The sequence below is a fragment of the Ponticaulis profundi genome (genome assembly GCF_042659465.1).
GTDB lineage: Bacteria > Pseudomonadota > Alphaproteobacteria > Caulobacterales > Hyphomonadaceae > Ponticaulis > Ponticaulis profundi.
On record NZ_JBHSSW010000003.1, the window covers coordinates 335433 to 341533 of the forward strand.

Here is a 6101-nt window from a genome sequence, read left to right on the forward strand (position 1 = left end):
CCGGGTCTCCTGATTTTAAAGGCGACCTGACATGAACAAACCTACTTCCCAGTCCGAATTCGAGACCCCGAAAGTCACCACCGGCGCGCTGCCCGCCAGCCGCAAGGTCTATACGCACCCGACGGCCGATGTTTCGCTGCGTGTGCCGCGCCGCGAGATTAATCTGCACCCCTCTGCCAATGAGCCGCCGGTGCCGGTCTATGACACCTCCGGCCCGTATTCTGACCCCGATGTCGAGATCGACGTTGAGAAGGGCCTTGCCCGCATTCGCACAGCGTGGGTGTTAGAGCGCGGCGGCGTCGTGGAATATGAAGGCCGCGAAGTGAAGCCAGAGGATAATGGCGGCGCGACGGGCAAATACCTCGCCCGTGAATTCCCGACGCAGAACAAGCCCCTTCGCGCTGCGGACTTTGACCCGACTTTCACCAATGGAAGTTTAGGGGAATCCACAAGCGACCGCGCAGGCGCAGGTGATCCGAGCAGCGAAGCGCGAGGAAACATCACCGAGCAAACCAAACAAAACCGCGCCCCCGTGACACAGTATGAATATGCAAAACTGGGCATCATCACCAAAGAGATGATCTATGTCGCCGAGCGGGAAAACCTTGGCCGCAAGGAAGCCCTTGCCAATGCCGCCGAGAAAGTCGCTGAGGGCGAAAGCTGGGGCGCGGACATCCCTGAATTCATCACCCCGGAATTCGTCCGCGACGAGATCGCCAAGGGCCGCGCCATCATCCCGGCTAATATCAACCACCCGGAGCTGGAGCCGCAGATCATTGGCCGCAACTTCCTTGTGAAGATCAACGCCAATATCGGCAATTCCGCCGTCGCCTCGTCCGTCGAGGAAGAGGTCGAGAAAATGGTCTGGGCGACCCGCTGGGGCGCTGACAATGTGATGGACCTTTCCACCGGCCGTAACATTCACAACACCCGCGAATGGATCATCCGCAACTCGCCGGTCCCCATCGGCACCGTGCCGATCTATCAGGCGCTGGAAAAGGTCGACGGCATTGCCGAAAACCTCACCTGGGAGGTCTATCGAGACACGCTGATCGAGCAGTGCGAGCAGGGCGTCGACTATTTCACCATCCATGCCGGTGTGCGCCTGGCTTACATCCACCTCACCGCCAACCGCGTCACGGGCATCGTCTCGCGCGGCGGCTCCATCATGGCGAAATGGATGCTCGCTCACCATAAGGAGAGCTTCCTCTACACCCATTTCGAAGAGATCTGCGAGATCATGCGCGCTTATGACGTGTCCTTCTCTCTCGGCGATGGCCTCCGCCCCGGCAGTATTGCCGATGCGAATGACCGCGCCCAGTTTGCAGAGCTGGAAACGCTTGGCGAACTCACCAAAGTCGCCCACGCCCATGGCTGTCAGGTGATGATCGAAGGCCCCGGCCACGTGCCCATGCACAAGATCAAGGTGAATATGGAAAAGCAGCTCCGCGAATGCGGCGAGGCGCCTTTCTATACGCTCGGCCCTCTGACCACAGACATCGCGCCGGGCTATGACCACATCACGTCGGGCATCGGCGCGGCCATGATTGGCTGGTATGGCACGGCCATGCTCTGCTATGTCACGCCGAAAGAACATCTCGGCCTGCCAGACCGCGACGATGTGAAGGTCGGCGTCATCACCTATCGCCTCGCGGCGCATGCAGCCGACCTCGCCAAGGGCCATCCGGCGGCGCAAATGCGCGATGATGCGCTCTCACGCGCCCGGTTCGAATTCCGCTGGGAAGACCAGTTCAACCTCGCGCTGGACCCGGAAACCGCCCGCGATTTCCACGACCAGACCCTCCCGAAAGAGGCGCACAAGGTGGCGCATTTCTGCTCCATGTGCGGCCCGAAATTCTGCTCCATGAAGATCACGGCCGAGGTCCGCGACTACGCCGCGAACATGACGGACAATGAGAAAAAGGCGCTGAATTTGGAGGCTGAGAAGGGGATGGCGGAGATGAGCAAGAAGTACGAAGAACTTGGTTCTGAACTTTATCTCTCGGAGGATGGGACGAAGCGAGAAGCTATTGATTGAAGATATTTCGATAGGAGCTTGGCAAGTACAACTAGTGTCCACAGGAATTTGGACTGGAACCACAGTTAGACTTTGCTGATCAGAACCCGCTCCCCTATCAATGGCCCCCAAGGAGTTCGCTATGGGACGTCACCAAAAAGTCAATCTGTCCGACGATGGGATAGACCGACGCAAAACGGGATACTACTCAACACCCGATTTTGTGGTTGAATATATTGTTCGCCGATGTTTGGACATTAAACCAAGCTCAATGTCTGCGCTCGACCCTTGTGTGGGAAAAGGAGAATTCACTCAGCACCTAAAGAAAGCTGGACTTAGTACCAAAGGTGTTGATGTTCTCAACATGGAGCCGATTGGCGTCGATGAATTTATCCAAGCAGATTTTATTCAATTGGCGCTTGGTCAAAAATCGTTCGGTTCGTCACATCCCAGTGAACTTTCTCCAGACATTTTTGTAGCCAATCCACCATACAACTGCCACGAAACAGAATACATAAGAGCGAATAAATCCGCGCTAGCTGACGCATATGGCAAGCATGCGGTGCTTAATATGTATGCGCTGTTTTTAGCTGCAATGATACGAGTTGCGCGTCCTGGAAGCGTAATTGGAGCAATTACGCTAGATTCTTTTCTCACCGCGCGCGGCTATGAACCTTTACGAAAGCAGATTTTCTCTGAATGCACGATACATGAACTTAGGCTTTGCCCAACAGATTTATTTCGATCCCAAGGTGCTGACGTAAGAACATGCATCATCATCTTAGAAAAGGGTGTGTCCGACGATGTGGCAGCCAAGGTATCTTCGCGACCACCAGACACATTTTCATTCCGTAGAGCGTTGCAAAATGCTCCTGCCCTGACAGTCAATCGAGATTTGTTATTCTTGAGCGGAAATGACGACAGATTTGAAATTCAAGTAGATGTTCCAGATGAAGTCTTGAGCCTTTTTGACGAGAGGCGCTTAGGTCAAGTCGCTCCCTGTGTTACCGGAATTTCGACCGGCAAGGACAAAGAATATATCAGCCATTCACGTTCTGATAAATTCAGTTTTCCGTTCTACAAGAACCCCGGCTCAAAACGCTTTTACGCTCCGCCAGGCGGTTATCTTACTTCTGATTTTTTAGAAATTTCTGAAAGAGTACCCAATTTTATGGTGAGGAACAAGAACCTCCTTTTTAAAGGGGGGATTTCATGTTCATCAATGGGAGTGCAGTTTGGTGCCGCTCTTCTACCCGAAAATTCTACTTTTGGGGTGAATGCGAATATTATCGTTTCAGGAGAAGCGCAGTGGGAAATGCTGGCTTACCTGAACAGCAGTTTAGCAAATTTTATGGTACGCTCGGTGCTCATCAGATCAAATATGATTACTGCAGGCTATGTCTCGCGGATTCCCTATCCGCAATTGAGCAAAAAATCATTGAACTATATGAGCGCAATTGCGCGTGAAGCCTACAGTCAACGATGTTCACCAAAGCAATCTAAAAAATTCGTAACTGAGATCGACGAAGTTTTAAATTCAGAGATCGGCCTCACGCCCGAGACAGTGGCAAAAATAGACAAGTTCTGTTCCGATATTGTTCGGCTTACCTAGATATTGTTCGGCTTACCTAATCGAGCTACTTGCTTTTTTTCTTCTGCTGGGCAACGCGCATTTCGTCCCGCAAAACGGCAAGAAATTCGGAGGCTTCACGCCTAGTTGCCAGATCAATGTTTTTGTACTTGGAAGACTGAAGGTTTCCATTGTTACTGGGATTAACGTAAACATCTGGAAGCCATGCCACCGGCATCACAAAACAGTTATCCAGAGAAATTTGAAGCGGCGCATCACTGAACCCGATCTGGACAGTCAACACATAGAGCTGGCAACCTTCATTTTCTGCGAAAAATTTTTCTAAAGCTACAGCCTTAGAAATATCGTCCTTGTTTGTTCTGCCACCCGTAACCGCTGATTTGATATTAACGTAAATTGTAGGTGAACTCTGGAATCGAAAGCTAAAATCGTAGACGCCAACCTCAGATGGCGCTGGTGAAAAATCCAGAAGGCCAAGAGTTTCAGCGTTTTTTTCCAAGTTCTGCGAAATGATTTCCTCTACCAACCGCCAGACGGTTCTGCCCTTGGCAGCTTTTCTCCAGCCGTAAGGAAAATGGCTTCCATCGCCTATTGCAATAGAACCGATGCCCTTCAACAGTAAAGTAATCTTATCACGCAATACAGCGACATATTGCTCAGTTTTCTCAATCTCACTCAACGTCACGCCACCCCTCAAACAATTCCGACGGTTTGATTTCAAGGGCAGTGCAAATGGCCAATATATTGAGAAGCCCAAGGTTGCGTTCGCCGCGTTCGACGCCCCCTACGTAACTGCGATCGAGCATACATCGATGAGCCAACTCCTCTTGCGATATTCCACGGAGCAACCGTATGGATCGAACTTGAGCCCCGAACCTTCGAAGAGTGTTGATTTCGTCATTATCGTTCACACTTGCGAACTTCTTGGTGTGCGGACTAAAAGTCCACGGACTTTAAGTACCATTTTCTTCGTACCAAAATCTTATCCCCCCTTCTCACCCGCGAGCATAAACTTGGCGGATGATCCACGCGCCTGCCTTTGACATGCCTCACACCCTGCCCGGCCCAAATCGGGCAATCTGGCTGTTTCTGGCGCGGCTCATGGGATATCTCCTGCGGCTCCAACAGCTCGCGAAACTCCGTTTCGCTGTAGGGCGGGCTGAGTGACGCGTAGGGCGGGATTGCGGCTTCGCCTTCATCGCCGCCCTACCAACACGGGCCTCACGGCGGGTATCCCCCGGATTAAATCCGGGGTTCAACACCGCCCTACGGGTGCCCCTACACAACCACAAATGTTCATGATATGTTCGATACATGCCGAACTATCGTCGTCTCTTTGTGCCGGGCGGAACATACGCCTTTACGCTGTGCCTCTATGACCGGCGGGCGGATACGCTGGTGCGGTATATCGACTATTTCCGCGCATCTTATCGCGACGTGACGACCCATCACCCGGTCGAAACCATCGCCATCTGCATTCTGCCCGATCATGTGCATATGCTCTGGGCCTTGCCGGAGGATGATATTGACTTTGTAAACCGGCTTCGGCTTTTGAAATCGGGCTTCACGCGGCGTCTGCCACCACACCTCAAATCCGACGGTCGCAAAGGCGTACGCCGTGTCTGGCAAACCCGCTATTGGGAACATGCCATCCGCGACGAACACGACCTCACTGCCCACATGGATTACATTCACTGGAACCCGGTGAAACATGGTCTCGCTGCATCACCCGATGAGTGGCCGCATTCATCCTGGCATCTGTACAAATCCGGCTGGAACCGTGAATGGAAACCCGAGATGCCCGTTTTGCTCACCGAACCGTAGGGCGGCGATGCATCGCGAATTCATTCGCGAAAATCCCCCCGTAAACATTCTAACACATGCGGGTATCGGCCTTCGGCCCCAACGCCGCCCTACATGCTCCAAAAACAAACTAATCCCACCCCACCGCACGCGGCCTTACACTCGCTGGCATGAAACCCGCGCTTGCCTCTTTCACGTCTTCCTCCGCATCCGGTGCGGCCCAGATGATTGGGCTGTTTCTGGCGCGGTTATGGGCGGCGCTCCTGCGCCTGGAGGCATCGCAAGCGGCCATTGCGCCTGCGGAGGCTGCCTCCATGGTGCGCGCTGGCGAGGCGATGGTGCATGCCTTCATTCGAGGTCTTGCGGCAACAGAGCTTCAGGCGGCCGGATTTCCGGGCGCGGCGAAGGCGCTGCGCGGGGCCTGTGCCGATGGGGCAGGGGCCACATCGCCCACCCGTATGGACCCCGTCTCACCGGCGGAGCTGACCCGGCGGCTGGAGGCAAGCCTCTTGATGTTTGAGCGGGCAGAGGTGCTGGCCCACCAGCTTGCCTGCATGATGGTCTGCGCCCTTGGGCTGACATTTTCGCAATCGCGCGGCGCCCGTCTTCACACCGAGATCAAACGCGGCTCAGCTGTTCAAACGTGTAGGGTGGGCCCTGGCCCACCGGGATGGGGGTTGGTGGGCCAGG

The 6101-nt window shown here is 54.0% G+C and carries 6 protein-coding genes; 4 read left to right on the plus strand and 2 right to left on the minus strand.

Features of this window, described 5'->3' with window-relative positions:
* The first annotated feature begins 31 nt into the window (after window positions 1–31).
* Both thiC and ACFQDM_RS03215 read left to right on the plus strand, forming a co-directional pair.
* A complete protein-coding gene (gene thiC / locus ACFQDM_RS03210; protein ID WP_377375358.1) occupies window positions 32–2038 on the plus strand; it encodes a phosphomethylpyrimidine synthase ThiC in 2007 nt (668 codons plus the stop codon).
* Between the two features lie 121 nt (window positions 2039–2159).
* The gene (locus tag ACFQDM_RS03215) at window positions 2160–3629 is read left to right on the plus strand and encodes an N-6 DNA methylase (protein WP_377375361.1); all 1470 of its coding nucleotides are present in this window, start codon (window positions 2160–2162) and stop codon (window positions 3627–3629) included.
* 25 nt (window positions 3630–3654) lie between these two features.
* Here the strand turns inward: ACFQDM_RS03215 and ACFQDM_RS03220 are convergent, their stop codons facing one another.
* Together ACFQDM_RS03220 and ACFQDM_RS03225 are read right to left on the minus strand one after the other, a co-directional pair.
* Window positions 3655–4287 (minus strand): hypothetical protein, encoded by a 633-nt coding sequence (locus ACFQDM_RS03220; RefSeq protein ID WP_377375364.1) that lies wholly within the window; start codon window positions 4285–4287, stop codon window positions 3655–3657.
* Window positions 4280–4519 (minus strand): helix-turn-helix domain-containing protein, encoded by a 240-nt coding sequence (locus tag ACFQDM_RS03225; RefSeq protein ID WP_377375367.1) that lies wholly within the window; start codon window positions 4517–4519, stop codon window positions 4280–4282. Before ACFQDM_RS03225 ends, ACFQDM_RS03220 begins: the two co-directional genes overlap by 8 nt.
* Window positions 4520–4922: 403 nt before the next feature.
* On the opposite strand from ACFQDM_RS03225, the gene ACFQDM_RS03230 reads away from it, so the two are divergent.
* A complete protein-coding gene (locus tag ACFQDM_RS03230) occupies window positions 4923–5432 on the plus strand; it encodes an REP-associated tyrosine transposase (protein WP_377375370.1) in 510 nt (169 codons plus the stop codon).
* A 149-nt stretch (window positions 5433–5581) separates the two neighbouring features.
* On the plus strand, window positions 5582–6101 hold a 520-nt coding region (locus ACFQDM_RS03235), incomplete at its 3' end, for a hypothetical protein (protein WP_377375373.1).